Annotated in this window: 22 protein-coding genes; 10 read left to right on the forward strand and 12 right to left on the reverse strand. The window is 63.1% G+C overall.

The genetic code is table 11. From position 1 onward, the window contains the following. Position 1: 1 nt before the first annotated feature. The 3 genes from purN to purM are packed head-to-tail and all read right to left on the reverse strand — an operon-like array spanning position 2 to position 1861. Positions 2 to 631 (reverse strand): phosphoribosylglycinamide formyltransferase, encoded by a 630-nt coding sequence (gene purN / locus BR71_RS03075; protein WP_019100720.1) that lies wholly within the window; start codon positions 629 to 631, stop codon positions 2 to 4. Beyond that, positions 628 to 810: a hypothetical protein gene (locus BR71_RS03080; protein WP_019100719.1), complete on the reverse strand. Its 183-nt coding sequence runs from the start codon at positions 808 to 810 to the stop codon at positions 628 to 630. Before BR71_RS03080 ends, purN begins: the two co-directional genes overlap by 4 nt. 13 nt (positions 811 to 823) lie before the next feature. Beyond that, positions 824 to 1861 (reverse strand): phosphoribosylformylglycinamidine cyclo-ligase, encoded by a 1038-nt coding sequence (purM, locus tag BR71_RS03085; RefSeq protein ID WP_019100718.1) that lies wholly within the window; start codon positions 1859 to 1861, stop codon positions 824 to 826. An 85-nt stretch (positions 1862 to 1946) separates the two neighbouring features. Between purM and BR71_RS03090 the strand changes: the two genes are divergently transcribed. The 10 genes from BR71_RS03090 to trhA all read left to right on the forward strand — a co-directional run bounded on the left by BR71_RS03090 (position 1947) and on the right by trhA (position 9521). Further along, complete coding sequence (locus BR71_RS03090) at positions 1947 to 3041, forward strand: AI-2E family transporter (protein ID WP_043632446.1); 1095 nt, start codon at positions 1947 to 1949, stop codon at positions 3039 to 3041. A 10-nt stretch (positions 3042 to 3051) separates the two neighbouring features. Continuing rightward, entirely contained in the window at positions 3052 to 3726 is a 675-nt protein-coding gene (hda, locus tag BR71_RS03095) for a DnaA regulatory inactivator Hda (protein ID WP_043591991.1), read from the forward strand. Beyond that, positions 3723 to 4412, forward strand: a complete 690-nt coding sequence (locus BR71_RS03100; protein ID WP_043632449.1) for a histidinol-phosphatase — start codon at positions 3723 to 3725, stop codon at positions 4410 to 4412. The genes hda and BR71_RS03100 overlap by 4 nt, the downstream gene beginning before the upstream one ends. A 438-nt stretch (positions 4413 to 4850) precedes the next feature. Beyond that, the gene (locus tag BR71_RS03105; RefSeq protein WP_043632452.1) at positions 4851 to 5465 is read left to right on the forward strand and encodes a MotA/TolQ/ExbB proton channel family protein; all 615 of its coding nucleotides are present in this window, start codon (positions 4851 to 4853) and stop codon (positions 5463 to 5465) included. A 2-nt stretch (positions 5466 to 5467) separates the two neighbouring features. Then, positions 5468 to 5881: an ExbD/TolR family protein gene (locus BR71_RS03110; RefSeq protein ID WP_043591986.1), complete on the forward strand. Its 414-nt coding sequence runs from the start codon at positions 5468 to 5470 to the stop codon at positions 5879 to 5881. A 4-nt stretch (positions 5882 to 5885) separates the two neighbouring features. Then, on the forward strand, positions 5886 to 6908 hold the full coding sequence (gene lpxK, locus BR71_RS03115; protein WP_043632455.1) for a tetraacyldisaccharide 4'-kinase: 1023 nt from the start codon (positions 5886 to 5888) through the stop codon (positions 6906 to 6908). Further along, the gene (locus BR71_RS03120; protein ID WP_043591984.1) at positions 6898 to 7080 is read left to right on the forward strand and encodes a Trm112 family protein; all 183 of its coding nucleotides are present in this window, start codon (positions 6898 to 6900) and stop codon (positions 7078 to 7080) included. Before lpxK ends, BR71_RS03120 begins: the two co-directional genes overlap by 11 nt. Next, positions 7077 to 7850 carry a 3-deoxy-manno-octulosonate cytidylyltransferase gene (gene kdsB, locus BR71_RS03125; RefSeq protein ID WP_043632458.1) on the forward strand — a complete coding sequence of 258 codons (774 nt, stop codon included), beginning with the start codon at positions 7077 to 7079 and terminating at the stop codon, positions 7848 to 7850. The genes BR71_RS03120 and kdsB overlap by 4 nt, the downstream gene beginning before the upstream one ends. Before the next feature lie 70 nt (positions 7851 to 7920). Then, positions 7921 to 8577 (forward strand): adenylate kinase, encoded by a 657-nt coding sequence (gene adk / locus BR71_RS03130; RefSeq protein ID WP_043632461.1) that lies wholly within the window; start codon positions 7921 to 7923, stop codon positions 8575 to 8577. 326 nt (positions 8578 to 8903) lie between these two features. Beyond that, positions 8904 to 9521, forward strand: a complete 618-nt coding sequence (gene trhA / locus BR71_RS03135; RefSeq protein ID WP_043632465.1) for a PAQR family membrane homeostasis protein TrhA — start codon at positions 8904 to 8906, stop codon at positions 9519 to 9521. A gap of 110 nt (positions 9522 to 9631) precedes the next feature. Here the strand turns inward: trhA and BR71_RS03140 are convergent, their stop codons facing one another. The 9 genes from BR71_RS03140 to hpf form a co-directional block, all read right to left on the reverse strand. Next, positions 9632 to 11221, reverse strand: coding sequence for a DUF3369 domain-containing protein (locus tag BR71_RS03140; protein WP_043632468.1), 1590 nt, complete (start codon positions 11219 to 11221; stop codon positions 9632 to 9634). Next, a complete protein-coding gene (locus tag BR71_RS03145; RefSeq protein ID WP_043632471.1) occupies positions 11218 to 12762 on the reverse strand; it encodes a sensor histidine kinase in 1545 nt (514 codons plus the stop codon). Before BR71_RS03145 ends, BR71_RS03140 begins: the two co-directional genes overlap by 4 nt. 75 nt (positions 12763 to 12837) lie before the next feature. Then, on the reverse strand, positions 12838 to 13755 hold the full coding sequence (locus BR71_RS03150) for a DMT family transporter (protein WP_043632473.1): 918 nt from the start codon (positions 13753 to 13755) through the stop codon (positions 12838 to 12840). A gap of 112 nt (positions 13756 to 13867) precedes the next feature. Next, the gene (locus BR71_RS03155; protein WP_043591974.1) at positions 13868 to 15358 is read right to left on the reverse strand and encodes a bifunctional ADP-dependent NAD(P)H-hydrate dehydratase/NAD(P)H-hydrate epimerase; all 1491 of its coding nucleotides are present in this window, start codon (positions 15356 to 15358) and stop codon (positions 13868 to 13870) included. 45 nt (positions 15359 to 15403) lie between these two features. Beyond that, positions 15404 to 16039, reverse strand: coding sequence for a flavin prenyltransferase UbiX (locus BR71_RS03160; protein ID WP_043632476.1), 636 nt, complete (start codon positions 16037 to 16039; stop codon positions 15404 to 15406). 34 nt (positions 16040 to 16073) lie between these two features. Then, positions 16074 to 16916 carry an RNase adapter RapZ gene (gene rapZ / locus BR71_RS03165; RefSeq protein ID WP_043632479.1) on the reverse strand — a complete coding sequence of 281 codons (843 nt, stop codon included), beginning with the start codon at positions 16914 to 16916 and terminating at the stop codon, positions 16074 to 16076. Then, the gene (hprK, locus tag BR71_RS03170; protein WP_019104261.1) at positions 16897 to 17853 is read right to left on the reverse strand and encodes an HPr(Ser) kinase/phosphatase; all 957 of its coding nucleotides are present in this window, start codon (positions 17851 to 17853) and stop codon (positions 16897 to 16899) included. The genes rapZ and hprK overlap by 20 nt, the downstream gene beginning before the upstream one ends. Further along, on the reverse strand, positions 17846 to 18307 hold the full coding sequence (gene ptsN, locus BR71_RS03175) for a PTS IIA-like nitrogen regulatory protein PtsN (protein ID WP_043632481.1): 462 nt from the start codon (positions 18305 to 18307) through the stop codon (positions 17846 to 17848). Before ptsN ends, hprK begins: the two co-directional genes overlap by 8 nt. 121 nt (positions 18308 to 18428) lie before the next feature. Then, positions 18429 to 18743 (reverse strand): ribosome hibernation-promoting factor, HPF/YfiA family, encoded by a 315-nt coding sequence (hpf, locus tag BR71_RS03180; RefSeq protein ID WP_043632486.1) that lies wholly within the window; start codon positions 18741 to 18743, stop codon positions 18429 to 18431. Between the last annotated feature and the right edge of the window lie 33 nt (positions 18744 to 18776).

Here is an 18776-nt window from a genome sequence, read left to right on the forward strand (position 1 = left end):
CTCAGGGCGCGGGCGCCATCAGGCTGCCGGCAACGGAGGCGCGGCTGGAGGTCTTCCCGGCGACGATGTTCAGTTCGCCGGCGACGAAGCGGCGCACGGCGGCCGGGTAGAGTTGGTGTTCCAGTTTCAGCACGCGCTCGGCCAGTGTGTCGGCGTCGTCGCTGTCCAGCACTTCCACCACGCCCTGGGCGACGATGGGGCCGTGGTCCAGTTCGGCGGTGACAAAGTGCACGGTGCAGCCGGCTACCTTGCATCCCATTTCCAGCGCGCGCTGGTGGGTGTTTAGGCCGGTGAAGGCCGGCAACAAGGACGGGTGCACGTTCAGCATGCGGCCTTCGTAGCGGCGGGTGAAGCCGGCGCTGAGAATGCGCATGAAGCCGGCCAGCACCACGAGGTCCGGCTGGTGGCTGTCTATCAGCTGCGCCAGCGCGGCGTCGAAGTCCTCGCGGCTGGCGAAGGTTTTGTGGTCCAGCGCCGCGGTGGCGATGCCGCGCTCGGCCGCCCAGGCGAGGCCGGCGGCGTCCGGGCGATTGGAAATCACCGCGGCGATGCGCGCGCCCGCGATATTGGCGTCGACGATGGCCTGCATATTGGAGCCGCGGCCGGAAATCAGGATGACGATGTTCTTCATGTTGGAATCGACGGAGACGTTGCCAGATAGTGTTCCCAGTCGGCGGCATCGGTGATGCAGCGCAACTGCTGTTCGTGCCAGCTGCCGCCCTGGTCCAGGCAGCGGTCGAGATCGGCCAGGATGACGGCCTCGCGATAAATGACAAACGCCGCCAGCAGGGCCAGCGGCGCCAGTAGCATCCAACGCAGCGCTTTAGGCGATCTGGGTTTGATGCTCGTCACCATTGCGGGCGCGCACCGCGCCGATCCGGTACACGGTTTCGCCTTCGCCCTGCAGCAGCGCGGCGGCCTGGTCGGCGTGCTCCGCCGCCACTATCACCACCATGCCGATGCCGCAGTTGAAAGTGCGGTACATTTCCTGGCTATCCACCTTGCCCTCCTGCTGCAGCCACTGGAACAACTTGGGTTGCGGCCAGGCGGCGGCGTCGATCTGAGCGACGACATGCTCCGGCAGCACGCGCGGGGTGTTCTCCGTGATGCCGCCGCCGGTGATGTGGGCCATGCCCTTGACCGGCAGCGCCTGCATCAGCTTGAGCAAGGGCTTCACATAGATGCGGGTGGGGGCGATGATGGCATCGCGCAGGCTGCGTCCGTCCTCGAACGGCGCGTCCAGATCGGGTTGAGCGCGTTCGATGATCTTGCGCACCAGCGAGTAGCCGTTGGAGTGCACACCGTTGGATTTCAGACCCAGCACAACGTCGCCTGGGGCGATGTCGCGGCCGCTGATCACGGCGCTCTTCTCCACCACGCCGACGGCGAAGCCCGCCAGATCGTATTCGCCGGTTGGGTACATGCCGGGCATTTCGGCCGTCTCGCCGCCGATCAGCGCGCAGCCGGCCTGTTCGCAGCCGGCGGCGATGCCTTTGATCACGTCGGTGGCTTGGGGGACGTCCAGTTTGCCGCAGGCGAAGTAGTCGAGGAAGAACAGCGGTTCCGCCCCTTGCACCAGGATATCGTTGACGCTCATTGCCACCAGGTCGATGCCCACGGTATCGTGACGATTCCAGTCAAAGGCCAGTTTCAGCTTGGTGCCGACGCCGTCGGTGCCGGAAACCAGCACCGGCTCCTTGTATTTCTTGGAAATCTCCACCAGTGCGCCGAAACCGCCGATGCCGCCGATGACCTCCGGGCGCATGGTGCGCTTGGCATAAGGCTTAATGTTCTCGACCAGCGCGTCGCCGGCATCAATGTCGACGCCGGCATCACGGTAACTGAGGGAAGTGGTGTTCAAGGTAAACTCGCTTTCTGCAAACTTGAAGTATTTTTACATCAAGCTTTCGCCGACGCGAAAGCAGCACATTTTAACTGAAGTCGAGATGAAACGCTCCCAAAACCGTCTGATTCCCTGGGCCATCGGCGCAACAGCCTTTCTGTTCGCCGGCTGGCTGTTGCAGCAGTTGGCGGCCGCGCTGACGCCGTTCGCGGTAGCCGCGGTGCTGGCTTATGTGCTCAATCCGGCAATGCGCCGTCTGGCCGGAAAAGGCTTGCCGCGGCCCTTGGCCGCCGGCCTGTTGACGCTGGCAGGCATGGCCGCCACCATCGCCCTGTTGCTGGTGGTGGCGCCCATGCTGTTTAAGCAGACCCAGGGCTTGATAGACCGCTTGCCTGTCTTGGCGGATTTCGCCCAGGGGCGGGTGCTGCCCTGGCTGCGTACCGAGTTCGCCATCCATCTGGAACTGGACGCCGACGGCTGGAAGCGGGTTCTGGCCGCCAACGCCGGCGCTTTGAAGGGCGCGCTGTCGACGGTGGCGCTGAGGGCGACCCAGAGCGGCTTCATGCTGGCCGGCCTGTTGTTCAATCTGCTGTTGTTGCCGGTGCTGCTGTTTTATTTCCTGCAGGATGGGCCGCGGATGGCCGCGATGCTGGCCACGCTGGTGCCGCGGCGCTGGGCGGACGAAGTGGCGTCCCTGGCGGGGGAACTGGACCGGGTGTTGGGCGAATTCCTGCGCGGGCAACTGTCGGTGATGCTGATCATGGCGCTGATTTTCGCCTCCAGCCTGGCCTTGCTGGGGCTGGAGTCCGGCATCGCCATCGGCGTGGTGGCCGGTTTGTTGGTGTTTATCCCTTATCTGGGCACTTTTCTCGGCTTCGCTCTGGCCGGGCTGGCCGCCGCGCTGCAGTTTGATTCCGCCGGCGATGTGCTGCTGGTGCTGGGCGTGTTCGGCGCGGGCCAGTTGCTGGAAAGCTTTTTGATCACCCCTTGGCTGGTGGGCGAGCGCATCGGTCTGTCGCCGGTGGCGGTGATCTTTTCCTTGCTCGCGTTTGGCCAGTTGCTGGGCTTCGCCGGGCTGCTGCTGGCCTTGCCGATGGCGGCCGCCACCTTGGTGATATGCCGCTTTCTGGCGCGTGCGTATTTCAACACACGCTTTTATCAGCGTAAAATCCGAAATAGACATCAAAACCCAGTTTGATCGCCTTCACTTGGACCAGTTAATACTTGATTTGACGCCCACCCCCTTGCCGGCCTTCGATAATTTCCTGGCCGAACGCAACCGCGAGGTGATCACAGCGCTGACGGCCGAGGCCGGCGAGCGCTTCATCTATCTGTGGGGCGAGCCCGGTTGCGGCAAGACGCATTTGCTGCAGGCCTGGATCGCCCACGCCGAGCGGCTGGGGCGCGCCTCCATTTATCTGGACGGCAAGACCGAGCATCTGCCTGACTTTGCTCGCGAGGCCAGCTTCATTGCCGTCGACCACGTCGACGACCTGGCGCCGGACGACCAGATTACCCTGTTTTCTTTCTACAACTCGCTGAAAGAAAGCGGCGAGTCGCGGCTGTTGATGGCGGGCCGCCAGCCGCCGATGGCCCTGGCGGTGCGCGACGATTTGCGCACCAGGCTGGGCTGGGGCCTGGTGTTCGAGGTCAAGGCGCTGTCGGACGAGGACAAACTGGCCGCGCTGCGCAGCCACGCCGCCAGCCGTCAGTTGTCGATCCCGGACGATGTCTACCGCTACTTGCTGACGCATTGGCGGCGCGACCTGTCCAGCCTGATCGGCATGATTGACATATTGGACCGCTACTCTCTGGCCATGAGGCGGCCGATCACCGTGCCGCTGGTGAAAAACGTTTTGCAAACCGCAAGCCCGGAACCATGACCAATACCACCGCATTGCGCAACTTGGCGCTGTTCGACCTCGACCACACCCTGATCGCGGGCGATTCCGACTTCGAATGGCCGCGTTTTCTGATCCAGCGCGGCATTCTGGAGCAAGCGCATTACGACGAGCGCAACAATTATTTCTATCAGCAGTACCAGCAGGGCACGCTGGACATCCACGAGTATCTGGCTTTCGCGCTGGAGCCCTTGAAGCGCTTCAGCCGCGCAGAGCTGGACGCCTTGCACGCGGACTACCTGGAGCAGCACATCAAGCCCATCATTACCCGCAAAGCGCGCGATTTGCTGGCGGCGCACGCGGCTCAGGGCGACGAGATCATCATCATCACCGCCACCAACCGCTTTATCACCGGGCCGATCGCCCGCGAGCTGGGCGTGGAGCACCTGATCGCCATCGAGCTGGAAGAAGAGGAGGATGGACGCTTTACCGGCCGCGTTAGCGGCGTGCCCAGTTTCCAGGAGGGCAAGATCACCCGTTTGCAGCAGTGGCTGGATGAGCGCGGCTTGAGCATGAACAGCTACGGCCAGAGCTTTTTCTACAGCGATTCGCACAACGATCTGCCCTTGCTGAAGCTGGTCGACCACCCCGTGGCGGTGGATCCGGACGACACCTTGCGCGCTTACGCGGAGCAGCAGGGCTGGCGCGTGATTTCCTTGCGCGATTGAGGCGAGGCAATTATCCACAGCGGCGGCTGAATAACCTTGTGGATAACAGTGTGGATTGCTTGCCGGGGCTTGGCTTTTGCTGGCAAAGGTTAAAAAAGCGGCAGTGCCCAATCATGGTCGCGAAATTGATAGATTTGCTTGAAAGCCTTGCCTGGCGCGGCTTTCGTCAAGTTGAGTTTCGAGCGCCGCCGACGAAATAAGGCGAGTATTCGAAAGTCTTTATAAAAGATGGGTTTAGGCGGCTTTGTTGACAACTCTGCGCAGTTTTCGCCGCTAAGCGCCTGTTTGCGGTTGCGGCAATAGCCGCGCGCGGCGGCGCCGGTTGCTGAATCTGCATGGATGCCGCTAAAGTTCAGGGTCTGTCGCGCCGGGTTTCGCTAGAGTCGAGCCGGCGCGGCGGACCCTAGTGTTTGCAATCGTTTTTCGGAGAACCCCCTCGTGTGGTCAATCATTGAAGCGGCCGGCTGGCCGATCTGGACCATCATCGCCGCCTCGGTCGTGTCGCTGGCGATTATCTTTGAACGGTTGTTCAGCCTGAGAAAGGGCAGCGTGGCGCCTGAGGGCCTGCTGGGGCAGGCCTTGCAGGAATACCGCCGCGCCGGCGCCAGCGAGGAGCTGTTGCGCAAACTGCAGGCGCATTCGCCGCTGGGCCGGCTGTTCTGCGCCGGTTTGCGCAACGTAGGCGGCAATCGCGAAGTGATGAAGGAAGCCATCGAGGACGAGGGCCGCGTGGTGGCGCACCAGTTGGAGCGCTTGCTGACCACCTTGGGCACCATCGCCGCGATGGCGCCCCTGTTGGGCCTGTTGGGCACGGTGATAGGCATGATTGAGATCTTCGGTTCGCAGTCGCCGGCCGGCAACAACCCGCAGGCGCTGGCGCACGGCATTTCCATCGCGCTGTACAACACCGCTTTCGGCCTGATCGTGGCCATTCCCAGCATGATGTTCTATCGTCATTTCCGCTCCAAGGTGGATGGCTTGTTGGTGGAGATGGAGTCGCAGGCGGTGAAGCTGGTGGAAGTGCTGCACGGCGAGCGTAAAAACGGGGGTTGAGCATGAATTTCCGCCGAGGCCGCAGCCGCGAAGAGCCCGAGATCAACTTTATTCCGCTGATCGACGTGCTGCTGGTGATCCTGATCTTTCTGATGGTCACCACCACTTATTCCAAGTTCGCCGAACTCAAGATCAATCTGCCGGCCGCTCAGGGCGAGCAGGCCAAGACCAAGTCGTCGGAAATCACCGTGGCGGTAGCCGCCAACGGAGAGATGGCGGTGGGCGAAGCGAAACTCGCCGCCGGCGACAAGGCGGCTTTGTTGAATAAATTGAAGGACGACGCGGCGGGCAAGAGCGACGTCATCGTCATTGTCAACGCCGACGCCAAGGCCACGCACCAATCCGTGGTGACGGTAATGGAGGCGGCGCGCGAGGCCGGACTCAACCAGTTGACCTTCGCCACCCGTTCGCAATAGCCGCATGCATTGGATAGAACGGCAATGGTATCGGCCGCGTTGGTGGCTGACAGCCCTTCTGGCTCCGCTGGAAGGGCTGTTTGCCCTGTTGGCGGCGGCCAGGCGGTTTGCTTACCGCCGCGGCTGGCTGCGCGCCGAACGTTTGGACGCGCCGGTGGTGGTGGTGGGCAACATCAATGTCGGCGGCGTCGGCAAGACGCCGCTGACCTTGGCCTTGTTGCGCGATTTGCAACAAGGCGGCGTCAAGGCGGGCGTGATCAGCCGCGGTTACGGCGGCAGCCATCGCCAGCCCACGCTGGTGCGGCCGGATAGTTCGCCGGAGGAGGTGGGCGACGAGCCGCTCCTGCTGGCCGCCGCCGGTGCGCCGGTGGTGGTGGGGCGGGATCGCGTCGCCGCCGGCCGCCATCTGCTGGCGCTGAACCCTGATGTGCAGCTGATATTGACCGACGACGGCTTGCAGCATTATCGGCTAAGCCGCGATCTGGAGATTGTGGTGCTGGATGGCGCGCGCGGAGGGGGCAACGGCCGCTTGTTGCCGGCCGGGCCTTTGCGAGAACCGTGGTCGCGGCTGGGGTCGGTGGATGCGGTGGTGGTCAATGGCGGCGAAGCCGCCGGCCTGGCTCTGCCGGCCGGGCCGCGCTGTTTTGCCATGCGTCTGCGCCCGGCCCTCCTGCAGCGGCTGGATGCGCCCGACGAGACGCGAGCGGCGGCGGATTTCGCCGGCTTGCGCTTGGCGGCGATGGCAGGCATCGGCCACCCGCAGCGCTTTTTCGACACGCTGGCCGGCTTGGGCTTGCGGCCGGAGCTTTGTCTGGCCTGGCCAGATCATCATCAGTTCGAAGCCGCCGACCTGCCGGCCGGCATGGACGCGGTGATCGTCACCAGCAAGGACGCGGTCAAGCTGCGGCGGGTGATTCATGATGCAGCGCAGCGTGCTAGACTATGGGTTTTGCCGGTTCAGGCGGAGTTGGAGCCTGATCTGAGCGCTTGGATTCTGGATCGACTGAAGATAAAACATGGACGCTAAATTCCTGGATATTCTGGTATGCCCGCTGTGCAAGGGACCGCTGGTTTTCGACAAGGCCAAGCAGGAACTGATCTGCAAGGGCGACCGGCTGGCTTACCCGATCAAGGACGGCATTCCGATGATGCTGGAAGCCGAGGCCCGCGAGCTGGCGCCGGAAGAAGAGATAAAATGAGCCGCGGCTTTTGCGTGGTGATTCCCGCGCGTTTGGCGTCCAGCCGCTTGCCGGGCAAGCCGCTGGCCGACATCGCCGGCAAACCCATGGTGGCGAGGGTTGCCGAGCAGGCGGCCAAGAGCGGCGCAAGCCGGGTGATCGTGGCGACCGACCACGACGATGTGCTGTCCGCTTGCCGCGCTCACGGCATTGAAGCGCTGATGACGCGCGCCGACCACGCCAGCGGCACCGACCGGTTGGCCGAAGTGGCGCAGGCGCTGAACTTGGCCGACGATGAGATCGTGGTCAATGTCCAAGGCGACGAACCGCTGATCAACCCGGCACTGATCGACCAACTGGCGGCACTCTTGGCCGCCGGCGACGCGCCGGTGGCGACTTTGGCGCATCCGTTCCGCGAGGCCGCCGACATGTTCAATCCCAACGTGGTCAAGACGGTGCTGGACCACGCCGGCCGCGCGCTGTATTTCAGCCGCGCGCCGATTCCCTATGCCCGCGACGCCTTTGCACAAGATGTGAGCGCGTTGCCCGTGGACCTACCAGTGCTGCGGCATATCGGCATGTACGCCTATCAGGCGGGTTTTCTGAAGACCTATAACCGTTTGGAACCGGCGCCGCTGGAGCGGTTTGAAGCGCTGGAGCAGTTGCGGGTGTTGTGGCACGGCTTCGCCATCAAGGTGGCGGTGGTAGAGTCCGCGCCGCCAGCCGGCGTGGATACGCCGGAGGACCTGGAACGCGTGCGCCGCTTGCTGGGCGACGGACGGAACCCATAAGCCGGGCCGCCTCGGCGCGGCCCGGATTTCGATATCAAATCATCTTATTCAAATTGACGGAGCGATCTTCATGCGACTGATCCTGTTGGGGGCGCCTGGCGCCGGCAAAGGCACCCAGGCCAATTTCATCAAGGAAAAATTCGGCATCCCGCAAATCTCCACTGGCGACATGCTGCGCGCCGCGGTCAAGGCCGGCACGCCGCTGGGCCTGGAAGCCAAGGCGATCATGGACGCGGGCGGCCTGGTGCGCGACGACATCATCATCGGCCTGGTGAAGGAGCGCATTGCCGACGCGGATTGCGCGAATGGCTTCCTGTTTGATGGTTTTCCGCGCACGATCCCGCAAGCGGAGGCGATGATCGCCGCCGGCGTGGATATCGATTACGTCGTGGAGATCGATGTGCCGGACGCGGCCATCATCGAACGCATGGCCGGTCGTCGCGTGCATCTGCCCTCCGGCCGCACCTATCACATCCGCTTCAACCCGCCGAAAGTGGCGGGCAAGGACGATGTGACCGGCGAAGAGCTGGTTCAGCGCGACGACGACCGCGAGGACACCGTGAAAAAGCGTCTGGCGGTCTACCACGAACAGACCGCGGTGCTGGTGGGCTTCTACGGCGAGCGCGCCGCCAGCGGCGACGCCAAGGCGCCGAAATACGTCAAGATCGACGGCACCCGCGCGGTGGAAACCGTGCGCGATGAAGTGCTGAAGGCGCTGGGCGCCTGATAAGCCGCTTACGATCCATTGCGCGTCGTGAGACCTCGCGCGGCGAGTACGGATTCGAAATGATCATGTGCCACGAGCGCATTTCGCTTTCTCAGCTGTTTTCGCCTTGTCTCGTCTTGCTTCGCAAGATCGTAAACCGGCTTTGAGAACCTGTTCAGCGTTCTCCTTAAGGACAAGCGGGCCCTGCGGCCCGCTTTTCTTTTGAGCTTTGAGAAAGGGCTGGCGCGCCGGCGGCAACAGGCGGACAATTGAACCCGGAGCCCGCGAGCGGCTCCAAAAGTTTTTGTACGACAAGCCGGAGCGATGCCGGCGCAAGGATAATACCTATGTATCACGGGGAACGTTTCAACGGGATTTCCCATTTGATCGGCACCGTGCTGGCCATTGCCGGGCTGGTGGTGCTGGTGACCATGGCCGCGCGCGAGGGCGACCCCTGGAAAGTGGTCAGCTTCAGCCTGTACGGCGCCACTTTGGTGGCTCTGTATCTGATATCCACGCTGTATCACAGCTTTCGCGGACGGGCCAAGGCGGTGCTGCAGAAATGCGACCATTCTGCGATCTACCTGCTGATAGCGGGCAGTTACACGCCGTTTGCGCTGGTCACTCTGCGAGGCGCCTGGGGCTGGAGCCTGTTTGGCGTCAGCTGGGGCCTGGCCGTGTTCGGCATTATTCAGGAACTGACATTGGGGCGGCGCACCCGTTTGCTGTCGATGATTCTCTACGTGGTGATGGGCTGGCTGGTATTGGTGGCGTTGCCGCCTCTGATTGAATCGCTGCCCAGCGGCGGGCTGTTTTGGCTGGCCTTGGGCGGGATTCTGTACAGCGTGGGCATTTATTGGTTTCTCAACGACGAGAAAATACGCCATGGCCACGGCATCTGGCATTTGTTTGTGCTGGGCGGCAGCGTCTGCCAGTTTGTCAGCGTGTTGTTATACGTGGCCTGAGCCACGGTTTGAATTTCCCCGGCGGCGGGCCGGAAGAAGAAGGGCGAAACCAGCGCAAGCGCTGCTTTCGCCCTGTTTTATTCTGGTTTCCGGCCGCGTCCGGGGCGCGCTCACTCGTCCGGCAAATCCTGCAGCCGGCGCTCTTTGACCAGGGTTTCCAGCGCGCGCACCACTTCCGGGTCAAACTGGCTGCCGGCGCGGCCTGAGATGTAGTCCATGGTGTCGCGCAGCGTCCACGGTTCCTTGTAGGGGCGCTTGTTGAGCAGGGCGTCGAATACGTCGACCACCGCGACGATACGCGCCGACAGTGGGATTTCGTGGGCTTTTTGCTTTCTGGGGTAGCCGTTGCCGTCGAAGTGCTCGTGGTGGCCGCCGGCGATTTCCGAGCCCAGCGACAGATAGCTCATGCCTTCCACCATGCTGGCCGACCTGGCCAGTATCTGCGCGCCTATGGTGGCGTGCTGTTCCATGATCACCCGCTCGTCCGGGTCCAGTTTGCCCGGTTTGAACAGGATGTGGTCCGGGGTGCCCACCTTGCCCACATCGTGCAAGATGCTGGCCATGCCCACCATGTCCATGAATTCCTTGCTCATCAGTTCCGGATAGGCGCCGTTGTCGCGCATCTGCCCGGCGATGGCGTCGGTCAGCCTCTGCACGCGCAATACGTGGTTGCCGGTGTCGCTGTCGCGGAATTCCGCCAAGTCCGCCAGCGCCACCACCGTGGCTTCCTGCGCGCTGCGTAGCTGGCTGTAGAGATAGAGGTTGTCGTAGGCCGCGGAAATGCGCTGGCAGAATACGTCGAGCAGATCGCGCTCCACCTCTTCAAGCGGCCATTGCGGGGTGAAGTGGATGATGAATTCGCGGCCGTTGCGCGAGGTGATGTAGAGCACGTCGTAAGGGTGCTGGTAGATGCTGCGCTTTTCAGCGAAGGAGCGCAGGATCACCTGTTCCAGCTCTGGGAAAGGGCTGAGGTCGCCGCTTTGTCCCAACGATTCATAGTTGCCGGAGGCGGCCAGGATTTCCAGTTCCGGCCGCCCGTTGCTGTTGTCGTTGCGCACGCACAGGATGCCGTCGCTGCCGATGTCCAGCAGCGCGCTGATCTGCCGCAGCACGCCGGAGGCGAACTCGCGCAGCGAATACAACTGGTACAGGTCGGAGGCGCTTTCCAGTATCTTGGACAAGCCTTGGCGGTTTTTCTCCAGCGACAGCAGGTTTTCGTAGGCGCGCAGCGAGGAGATGATGGTGGTGAACAGCTTTTGCACCGTCAGCTCGGTCTTGGTTTTGTAGTCGTTGATGTCGTAGTTGAGGATGACTTCCTGTTCGGGCGCCTGCCCAGGCTGGCCGGTGCGCAGCACGATGCGCACCAGACCGTTTTTCAGGTCCTGGCGGATCTGGTGCACCAGCTTCAGCCCGGCGTCCTCGCTTTCCATCACCACGTCCAGCATGATCAGCGCGATGTCCGGATGCTGGCGCACCACTTCATAGGCTTCCTTGCCGGAGTGGGCGCTGAGCAGTTCCAGCGGGCGTTCTTTGTAGCGGATATTGCGCAGCGCGATGCGGGTGGCGGTGTGCACGTCCTTTTCATCGTCGACGATCAGGATTTTCCATGGATGACGGCCATCGCTCACGGCGGGCGCGGATTCGGCTGGAGCGTCATCGTCCAGCAGCCAGTCGTCTTCCTGGTTGGTGATGTCGCTCATGCTATGTTCTCCTTGCTCTGGTTGACCGGGGCGGAGCAGGGCATGGTGATGGTGAACGTGGTGCCTTTGTTCACTTCGCTGTGCACCTCGATCGACCCGCCCAGGCGTTGCCGTACGATGTTGTAGACGATGTTGAGCCCGAGGCCGCTGCCGCCGCTGCCGCGGCGGGTGGTGAAGAAGGGGTCGAATACACGGCTCAGGTTTTCCGGCGGGATGCCCTTGCCGTCATCGCTAAGCGTCAGCGTGATGTAATGAGGGTTGTCGCGCCGGGCCTCGATATTGATTTTGCCGCTGCTGCGGTTTTCGAAGCCGTGAACCAGCGAGTTGACCATCAAATTGGTGACCACCTGAGCGAAGGAGCCGGGGTAGCTGTCCAGCAGGATGTCTTCCTCGCATTGCACGTTGATTGTGGTATTGGCGTGCTTGAAGCGGGGTTTCAAGCTGGTGATCACTTCATTCAGGTAGTCTTGCAGTTGGAAGCTGCGCCGCGCTTCGCTTGTCTGATCCACCGCCACCTGTTTGAAGCTGTGTATCAGGTTGGCCGCGCGTTCGGCATTGGACAGAATCAGATCGCTGCATTCCTTGGCGGTGTCCAGATAGGCTTGGAAGTCGCTTTTCTTGACGGTGCCGCCGTCCACTTTTTCTATGATGTGGCTGGTGGCGGTGCCCAGGTGCGATGCCGTGGTCAGGGTGATGCCCACCGGGGTGTTGATCTCGTGGGCGACGCCAGCCACCAGGCTGCCCAGCGAGGCCATCTTCTCGGTTTCCACCAGGGTTTGCTGGGCTTCCATCAATTGGCGATAAGCCTCTTCGGCGCGGTCGCGTTCGGCGCGGGCCACGGCTTCGGCCTCGGTGCGTTTGGCCAGATCGCCGGCGGTGCGCGCCACGATGCGGTTGAAGCCGTTGACGATGCCGCCGATCTCGTCGTCGGCGACGTGGGTGACCTGGGCTCCGCTGGCGTCCGGCGCTCGAATCGCGGTATTCAAGGCCTGCTGCAGCCGCGCCAGCGGCTGGAACAAGAAACGTTGCAGGTTGAAGGACATGATCATGAAAATCATCACGTCCAGCAGCAGGATCTGGGCGGACAGTTCGATCAGTTGGTCGCGCTGATGCTTGGCGAGAGCCTGGCGGGACAGATAGACGGTGGCGTTGCCCAAGTGCTCCTTGCCCTGATAGATGATGGGGATGTTCAGCATATCGTCCGAACGCGGCTCTTCCGACGGCGGCATGTCGCGGATGCTGCCGTCGGTATCATGGCTGCGGCCCAGGCTGAGCCCGGATTCCCCCTTGACGCTGATGGCGATGATGGAGGGCCAGCTCAGCTCGCTGTCCAGCGTCAGCCTGACGTTCTCGTCGTCCAGCTGCCAGACGCTGTGCGGCAGCGACATCGCCAAGCGGGCTTTGACCGCGGCGCGTTGGGATTGGTAGTCGGCCTCATTGCGTTCTTGGTTGTGCAAATAGGAAAACAGGCCTGTCGTCCCCAGAATGGCGGTGATCCAGGCCATCAACCAGAACATCAATTTGGTTTTTATGCTTTTCATTATGTTCACAGTTCCAAGTGCCCACACTGAATCCTAGGCAGTTCTGGCGCGAATACCAAATCCGGATGAGTCCGGTCAGCCGCCGCTGTCGGCGCTCAGCACCGCGGGGGGCTTGGCGCGCGGGGCAAGCTTTTGCAGCGCCAGTCCGCTCAGGATCAGACCCAGTCCGACCAGAGTGGAGGGCAGGATGGCTTCGCCGATCAGGAAATGGATTAGCGCCAGCGACAGCAGTGGCGACAGGAAAATCAGGTTGGCGATGCGGGCGGTGCTTGGCGTCAGTTTCATCGCTGTCAGCCACAGGACGAAGGTGAAGCCCATTTCGAAGGCGCCGACGTAGGCGGCGCCGGCCAGGCCTTGCCAGGCTACCGGGCCTAGTTGCCCGGTATAAGCGCACCAAGCCAGGCTCAGCGGCAGCGAAAAGGCGAAATTGAGCGTCAAGCCGATGACTGGCTCGCGCGTGTCGCGGGCGTTGAAGATCCAGTAACCGGCCCACAGCAGGGTGGAGGCCAGCGCCAGCGCCACGCCGAGCGAATCGGAAAACCGCAGTTCCAGCACCTGGCCGCGGGTGCCTATCACCAGCACGCCCAGGTAGCAGACCAAGGCGGCGGCGATGTCGCGGCGCTGAAGTTTCTGCTTGAGCAGCGGCACCGCCAGCAGGCTCATGGTCAAGGCCCAAGTGTAGTTGATGGCCTGGGCTTCCTGCGCCGGCAGCAGCGCGTAGGCCTGGAACAGGATCAGATAGTACAGCGCCGGGTTGACCGCGCCGAAGATAAGAGAGGCGCGCCAATGGCGGCGCAAGGCCGGCGCCAGCTCCGGCAGCCGGCCCTGGACGGCCAGCAAGCCAAGCAGGCAGAGCAGGGAGGCTGCGCTGGCGTAGAGCACCAATTGAGCGGGGCTAAGATGGGCGAGGCTGATCTTGAAGGCGCTGGCCACCGTGGACCAGGCCAGGACGGCGGCGAGCCCGTAGGCGTAAGCTTTGGATTGTGACTGCAAGGTAATCCCCAGGGTGACGGATGAGGGGCCGCGGGACGGCCATGCCGCCGGCCCGCGCGCCGATGACCCATTCTAATGCAAATGGATTTTCACCGGGGAGCTCGCCTGGGTTTTAGCTTGCCTGTTCCTGCGCCCGTTCCTGGATCAGCCGGTTCAGCATCAGGCTGGCGCGCCAGGCGGTGTCGGAAGCGGACAGGCCGATGGGGCCGCCGGTTTCCATTTCAAAATCATCGCCGGCCAGGCCGTGAATGTGCACCGCCAGGCTGGCGGCTTCGAAAGGCTCCATGCGTTGGGCCAGCAGCGCGGCGATGATGCCGGTCAGGACATCGCCCTGGCCTGCCACCGCCAGCGCTGGGCCGCCACTGGTGTTCAAGTGATAGAAGCCGTCCGGGCCGACGATCAGGCTGCCGGCGCCCTTGAGCACGACCACGCAGTTGAAGTGATTAGCCAGCCGGCGAGCCGCCAGCAGCCTGTCCTTCTGCACCGTTTCGGTGCTTTGTCCCAGCAGGCGCGCGGCTTCCGCCGGGTGCGGGGTCAGGATGGTGCCGGCTTGGCGTTTGGCGATCAGCGCGGCAGCGGCGTGGTCGTTGGCCAGCAGGTTGAGCGCGTCGGCGTCCAGCACCAGCGCCTGTGGCTGCTGGATGACTTGGTCCAGCAGGCGGCTGGCCAGCTCTTGCAGGCCGAGGCCGGGGCCGACGGCGAGCACGTCCGCGTCGGGCAGATCGGCGACTTCGTCCAGCGCGGAGATCATCAGTTCCGGCACCACCGGATCCACCGGCAGCCGGTCGTCCAGCGGGCAGACATGGACCTTGCCGGCGCCGCAAGCCAGCGCGCTGCGGCCGGCCAGCAGCGCCGCGCCCAGCATGCCCGGCGCGCCGCCAATCACGCAGACGGTGCCGAACAGGCCCTTGTGACTGTTGCGCGGCCGTAGCAGCGCGCGGACGTCCGGCTGGTTAATGCTGCCGTCCGCCGCGGGAATCAGCCTGGGCGGGCAGTCCAGCAGGTCCAGCTCCACGTTGCCGGCCAGGTCGGCGCCCGAGGCGCTGAACAAGCCGGGTTTCTGGCATAGGAAGGTCAGGGTGTGGCTGGCCTGGATCGCGGTGTTGGCGGGCACGCCGGTATAGGCGTCCAGACCGCTGGGGCAGTCCAGCGCCAGGATGGGGCTGCCCAGTTGGTTGATGCGGTCGATCAGGGTGGTCCATTCCAGGTCGAAGTCCCGGCTCAGGCCCACGCCGAACAGACCATCGATGACCAGCTGCGGCGCGCGGTAGTCGCGCGGCAGGTCGAACAGCACATGGCCTTGCGCTTGTTCCAGCTCATGCAACGCTTCCGAGGTGGCGGGGCTGGTGGGCTGGGTAGGCACCAGCACGTCGACGCGGAAGCGGCGGCGCATCAGTTCCAGCGCCGCGTACAAAGCGTCGCCTCCGTTGTTGCCGGGGCCGGCGCAGATCAGCAGTCGGGACGTGCTGGGCAGGTGGTGGCTGACCCAGTCGGCGGTAGCCATCGCCGCGCGCTGCATCAGGTTGTAGCCGGCGTCGGTGGCTTGGCGCTCCAATTGGCGCAAGGCGTCCAGGCTGAGAATGCTTTGGTCTTGTGTCGGCATCCCGATGCTCCTCGTTGGCCGGGCCGCAAGCGGCGCGGCGGCTGGCTAGGGCGCCGCGGGGCTGTCCGAGGCGGGCTCGCCCCAGCGCGGCGTCAATTGATTGTCGATGCGGAGCTGATCCAGAATTCGCGCCACCACGAAGTCGATCATGTCGTCCACGGTCTTGGGATGAGTATAGAACCCCGGAGACGGCGGCAGGATGACAACGCCAAGACGGGCCAACTTGAGCATGTTTTCCAGGTGAATGGCGGAGAACGGCGCTTCGCGCGGCACCAGCACCAGTTTGCGCTGTTCCTTGATACTGACGTCGGCGGCGCGCTCGATCAGGTTGTCGCTGCTGCCCTGGGCGATGGCGGCCAGCGTGCCCATCGAGCAAGGGCAGACCACCATGGCGTCGGCTGGGTTGGAGCCGGACGCCACCGGCGCGAACCATTCTTCGCGGCCGAACACCGCCAGCTGGCCGTCGCGGGCGCCGCTGCGTTGCATCAGCCACTGTTGGGCTTCTGCCGAGCGCGAGGGCAGGGTCAAGTCCATTTCCTGTTTGGCCACCACCTGGGCGGCTTGCGAATACAGCACCCAGACGCGGACGCCGGCCGCGATCAGGCAATCGATCAGGCGCAGACCGTAAGGCAGGCCGGAGGCGCCGGTCAGGGCGACGGTGACGGTTTTGATCGGGCGCATGAAAGTCTCCTATAGGCGGGCGGCCCGAACGCGTTCAGTTCTGGCGGTAGAGCTGGCGATGACGCACCAGCACCTGTTCGGCGGCGAAAAGGCGGGCAAGTTGTTCCGTGATGTAGACCGAGCGGTGCTGGCCGCCGGTACAGCCGACGGCGACGGTCAGATAACTGCGGTTTTCCATGCTGAAACAGGGCAGCCACTTGCTGACCAGTTGCTGGATGTCGTCCACCATCTGCTGCACTTCCGGCGTTTGCTGGAAAAAGTCGATGATGGGTTGGTCGCGGCCGGTGAAGGGGCGCAGCTGCGGGTCGTAATAGGGGTTGGGCAGGCAGCGTACGTCGAAAACGAAGTCGGCGTCCCGCGGCAGGCCGTGCTTGAAGCCGAAGGATTCAAAGATCAGCGTCAACCGGCTGCTGTCGGCGTCCACCAGTTCGCGCACCCAACTGCGCAGCGCGTTGGCGGATAGCTCGCTGGTGTCGATGCGGGTGCCCAACTCCATAATCTCGGCCAGCATTTCCTGTTCCAGCAGAATGCTTTCCTCCACCGTGACGTCGGTGCCGGACAGCGGATGGCGGCGACGGGTTTCGGAGAAGCGCTTGACCAGGGTGGCGGGCGTGGCTTCCAGGAATAGCAGGCGCACGTCCACCTGCTGGGCTCGCAGTTTTTCCATTTCAGCCGGCAAGGCGCCCAGCGACGGGCCGGAGCGGGTGTCCACGCTGATGGCGATCTGCTCGTAGCCGTAGTCGGCGTACAGCGACATCGCCTCGTGCAGCATGGTGGCCGGGAGATTATCCACGCAGTAGAAGCCGGCGTCTTCCAGGGCGCGCAGCGCCACCGACTTGCCGGAACCGGACAGGCCGCTAATCAATATCAGGCGCATTTTCCTGGTCTCTGAGGAAGTTGGTGTGGCGTTCGATGAACTCGCGCGTGCTGTCGATGCCGCGCAGCTGCAGAATGTAGTTGCGCACCGCGGCCTCCACCAGCACCGCCAAGTTGCGACCGGCGGCCACCGGCAGCACGACCTTGCGGATGGTGACGCCGATGATGTCCTGGGTTTCCGACTGGATGTTGAGGCGGTCCAGCGCTTGCATCGCCTGATCATTGGCCTTGACCAGATGAATGATCAGCCGCAGAACCTTTTTGGGCCGCACCGCGGTTTCGCCGAAGATGGTGCGGATGTTGAGGATGCCCAGGCCGCGCACTTCCAGGAAGTCTCGCAGCAGGGGAGGGCATCGGCCTTCCAGCGTGTCCGGACCGATGCGGTACAGCTCCACCGCGTCGTCTGCCACCATGCCGTGGCCGCGGGAAATCAGTTCCAGCGCCAGCTCGCTCTTGCCCATGGCCGAATCGCCCATGATCAGCACGCCGATCTCGAACACGTCGAGGAAGACGCCGTGCAGCACGGTGGACACCGCCAGCGCCCGCGCCAGATAGATGCGCAGCACATCCATCAGATAGGGGCTTTCCAGCTTGGTGGTCATCAACGGGACGTTGTGGGTGTGGCAGTAGTCGCGCAGCAGCTTGGGCACGGGCTGATCGTTGGCCACCATCACCACCGACATGCTTTTGTGGAACAACTGATCCAGCGCGGTCTTGGCGGCGGATTGCTCCAGCCGGTTCAGATAGTCCACCTCGGCGAGGCCCAGCACCTGGACCCGGTTGGGGTGGATGAAGTTGAGGTGGCCGACCAGCGCCTGAGTCGGGCGCTGTTCGTCGTTGCCTATCATATTGTCGGCGCCGCCGGTGCCCGCAACCCAGGTGAGGTTGAGCTTCTGCTGGTTTTCCTGGTACAGCCGGCGGACACTGATGCTAGGCATTGGGCACCCAATTATTGAGCAGCTGGTAAAGCTCGTCGCGAATGGAGATGCCCAGCATCTGCTCGCGCATCTGGCGGCTGGAGAACAATTGCGCCAGCTCGGACAGCACTTGCAAGTGCAGGTCCGTGGCCTGTTCCGGCACCAAGAGCACAAACAGGCACTGCACCGGCTTGCCGTCGGGGGCGTCGAAAGGAATAGGCGTTTTCAGGCGGATGAACACGCCCATCGCTTCCTTCAGCCCGCGCGCGCGGCCATGGGGAATCGCCACTCCCTGGCCAAGGCCGGTGGAGCCGAGTTTTTCGCGGGCAAACAGGCAATCGAAGATTTCGCTGCGCGCGATGCCCCGGGTATTTTCAACCAAGAGGCCGACCTGCTCGAATACGCGCTTCTTGCTGGCGACGTCGAGATCCAGCAACACGTGTTCGGGGGTCAGGATTTTGCCGATGAGGTTCATATTGGGTTATGCATGCGGCTGAGAAAAACCCGGCAATTCTACGTTGCCTTGATAGTACTGAAAACGGGCAAGTGCAAAGAAAAGCGGGAACCCGCAGGCTCCCGCCTTCCAATTCAAGGGATTACAGGCTGACTTCAGGCGCCGGAGCACGGTGTTCAGACTGCTTTTCCTTGTGTTTCAGCACTTGGCGGTCCAGCTTGTCGATCAATAGATCGATGGCGGCGTACATATCGGATTCGGTGGCTTCCACGTGAATGTCCTTGCCGGACAGATGCACGTTGACTTCAGCCTTTTGCACCAGTTTATCAACAGACAGAGTAACGGAAATGTCGATCACATGGTCGACATGTCGAGTAACGCGCTCCATTTTGGTTTCAACGTATTCGCGCAGGGCGGGAGTTACTTCCAGATGCAGTCCAGTTACTTTGAGGTTCATACCCTAGCTCCTTCTGGTGTTGACAGTCCGGTC

It is taken from the genome of Chromobacterium haemolyticum DSM 19808, from assembly GCF_000711885.1.
In the GTDB taxonomy this organism is placed as follows: domain Bacteria; phylum Pseudomonadota; class Gammaproteobacteria; order Burkholderiales; family Chromobacteriaceae; genus Chromobacterium; species Chromobacterium haemolyticum.

Bases quoted from the DNA above. Each gene is read 5' to 3' on its own strand.
- hpf (WP_043632486.1), bottom strand. From the start codon at position 18,743: ATGAACCTCAAAGTAACTGGACTGCATCTGGAAGTAACTCCCGCCCTG.
- lpxK (WP_043632455.1), top strand. From the start codon at position 5,886: ATGCATTGGATAGAACGGCAATGGTATCGGCCGCGTTGGTGGCTGACA.
- adk (WP_043632461.1), top strand. From the start codon at position 7,921: ATGCGACTGATCCTGTTGGGGGCGCCTGGCGCCGGCAAAGGCACCCAG.
- BR71_RS03110 (WP_043591986.1), top strand. From the start codon at position 5,468: ATGAATTTCCGCCGAGGCCGCAGCCGCGAAGAGCCCGAGATCAACTTT.
- BR71_RS03160 (WP_043632476.1), bottom strand. From the start codon at position 16,039: ATGCGCCCGATCAAAACCGTCACCGTCGCCCTGACCGGCGCCTCCGGC.
- BR71_RS03120 (WP_043591984.1), top strand. From the start codon at position 6,898: ATGGACGCTAAATTCCTGGATATTCTGGTATGCCCGCTGTGCAAGGGA.
- BR71_RS03145 (WP_043632471.1), bottom strand. From the start codon at position 12,762: ATGAAAAGCATAAAAACCAAATTGATGTTCTGGTTGATGGCCTGGATC.
- BR71_RS03080 (WP_019100719.1), bottom strand. From the start codon at position 810: ATGCTACTGGCGCCGCTGGCCCTGCTGGCGGCGTTTGTCATTTATCGC.
- hprK (WP_019104261.1), bottom strand. From the start codon at position 17,853: ATGCCTAGCATCAGTGTCCGCCGGCTGTACCAGGAAAACCAGCAGAAG.
- purN (WP_019100720.1), bottom strand. From the start codon at position 631: ATGAAGAACATCGTCATCCTGATTTCCGGCCGCGGCTCCAATATGCAG.
- BR71_RS03090 (WP_043632446.1), top strand. From the start codon at position 1,947: ATGAAACGCTCCCAAAACCGTCTGATTCCCTGGGCCATCGGCGCAACA.
- ptsN (WP_043632481.1), bottom strand. From the start codon at position 18,307: ATGAACCTCATCGGCAAAATCCTGACCCCCGAACACGTGTTGCTGGAT.
- BR71_RS03155 (WP_043591974.1), bottom strand. From the start codon at position 15,358: ATGCCGACACAAGACCAAAGCATTCTCAGCCTGGACGCCTTGCGCCAA.
- kdsB (WP_043632458.1), top strand. From the start codon at position 7,077: ATGAGCCGCGGCTTTTGCGTGGTGATTCCCGCGCGTTTGGCGTCCAGC.
- rapZ (WP_043632479.1), bottom strand. From the start codon at position 16,916: ATGCGCCTGATATTGATTAGCGGCCTGTCCGGTTCCGGCAAGTCGGTG.
- BR71_RS03100 (WP_043632449.1), top strand. From the start codon at position 3,723: ATGACCAATACCACCGCATTGCGCAACTTGGCGCTGTTCGACCTCGAC.
- trhA (WP_043632465.1), top strand. From the start codon at position 8,904: ATGTATCACGGGGAACGTTTCAACGGGATTTCCCATTTGATCGGCACC.
- BR71_RS03140 (WP_043632468.1), bottom strand. From the start codon at position 11,221: ATGAGCGACATCACCAACCAGGAAGACGACTGGCTGCTGGACGATGAC.